Origin of the sequence: Kitasatospora sp. NPDC057512, from assembly GCF_042802135.1 — a bacterium.
Classification (GTDB): domain Bacteria; phylum Actinomycetota; class Actinomycetes; order Streptomycetales; family Streptomycetaceae; genus Kitasatospora.
This window is the reverse complement of sequence record NZ_JBHVET010001153.1, coordinates 1-1,678: the sequence shown is the minus strand read 5'-3', so window position 1 is coordinate 1,678 and position 1,678 is coordinate 1. Positions and strand designations below refer to the sequence as shown.

General features: G+C 77.1%; 1 protein-coding gene and 1 pseudogene. One reads left to right on the top strand and one right to left on the bottom strand.

All coding sequences use genetic code 11. The features are described from left to right. Positions 1-48 precede the first annotated feature (48 nt). Positions 49-1,407, top strand: coding sequence for a DUF2252 domain-containing protein (locus ACFU6K_RS38485; protein ID WP_380671242.1), 1,359 nt, complete (start codon positions 49-51; stop codon positions 1,405-1,407). A 69-nt stretch (positions 1,408-1,476) separates the two neighbouring features. Here ACFU6K_RS38485 and ACFU6K_RS38480 read toward each other — a convergent pair. Further along, positions 1,477-1,678: pseudogene (locus ACFU6K_RS38480) on the bottom strand (Cmx/CmrA family chloramphenicol efflux MFS transporter); the annotation flags it as partial.

Genomic DNA, 1,678 nt, shown 5'->3' with positions numbered 1-1,678 from the left:
GTCCTAGCCTCGCGGGGGGAGGGACCCGCCGACGCCCGGAGCCGCGCCATGACCACCCCCGCCGAACGCCGCCGGCACGGCCGGGCCGCCCGGGAGCGCGTCTCCCGCTCCGCCCACGGCCGGTGGATCCCCGCCGCCGACCGGCCCGACCCGCTCGGCGTACTGGAACGGCAGGGCGCGGACCGGGTCGCCCGGCTGCTGCCGATCCGCTACGGGCGGATGGCGGAGAGCCCGTTCGCCTACCTGCGCGGCGCCGCCGCCGTCCAGGCCGCCGACCTCGGCGCCCTCCCCGACACCGGCCTCACCGTCCAACTCTGCGGCGACGCCCACCTGTTGAACTTCGGCCTGTACGCCTCACCGGAACGCGCGCTGCTCTTCGACGTCAACGACTTCGACGAGACCTTCCCCGGCCCCTTCGAATGGGACGTCAAACGGCTCGCCGCCAGCGTGGCCGTCGCCGCCCGCGACAACGGCCAGGACGAGCGGCGGGTGCGCCGGGCCGCGCTCGCCGCCGGCCAGGGGTACGCGACCGCGATGCGACGGCTGGCCGGTCGGGGCGAACTCGACGTCTGGTACGCCCGGGTGGACACCGCGCAGCTGTTGCCGCTGCTGGGCAAGCCCCGGCAACGCAGGCGGGCCGAGGCCGAGTTCGCGCGCGCCCGGCGCCGCACCAGCCTCCAGGCCTTCGGCAGGCTCACCGAGGAACGGGGCGGGCGGCGCCGGATCATCAGCGCGCCGCCGCTGATCGAACCGCTGAAGAAGACCGAACTGCGCGGCGTCGGCAAGGTGTTCAGCGACTACCGGGCCACCCTCGCGGAGGACCGCCGGGTGCTGCTGGACCGCTACCGGTTCGTCGACGCGGCCACCAAGGTGGTCGGCGTGGGGAGCGTCGGCACCCGCTGCTACATCGTGCTGCTGGAGGGCGGGAACGGGCGCGACCCGCTGTTCCTCCAGCTCAAGGAGGCCGACCGGTCGGTGCTGGAGGACCACCTGCCGCCGCTGCGGGTGGACGCCGAGGTCGCCGTCCACCACGGCGGCCGCCGGGTCGTCACCGGCCAGCACCTGATGCAGGCCGCCAGCGACATCTTCCTCGGCTGGACCACCGGCCCCGCCGGGCGCCACTTCTACGGCCGCCAACTGCGCGACATGAAGGGCTCGGCGGACATCGCCGACTTCCGGCCCTCCGGCCTGCGCGCCTACGCCGACCTCTGCGGCCGGACCCTCGCCCGCGCCCACGCCCGCACCGGCGACCGCCTCGCCATCGCCGGCTACCTCGGCAGCGCCGACACCTTCGCCGAGGCGGTCGCCGACTTCGCGCTGCGCTACGCCGACCGGACGGTGGCCGACCACGGCGAGCTGGTCGCGGCGATCGCCGACGGGCGGGTGGCGGCGACCCCGGGGGTGTGAACCGGGGCCGGGGCGCGGCGAGTTCAGCGGGACTGTCGGCGCCGGGGGCGGGGGCAGCGGGGCCTGGGGTCAGCGGCGCCGGGGCGTCGCGACCAACAGCGCGGCGGCGACCAGCAGGCCGCCCGCGTAGAACGGGCCGAGGTCGCCGGCCGCCGTGCCGAGGGAGGCGGCGGCCAGCAGCGGGCCGGCCGTGGCGCCGAGGTTGAGGGCGGCGGTCGCGTACGCGCCGGCCAGCGCGGGGGCGCCGGCCGCCTCGTACAGGACCCGGGTG

Excerpts from the sequence above, each read along its gene's own strand:
- ACFU6K_RS38485 (WP_380671242.1), top strand. The coding sequence starts at position 49 with ATGACCACCCCCGCCGAACGCCGCCGGCACGGCCGGGCCGCCCGGGAG.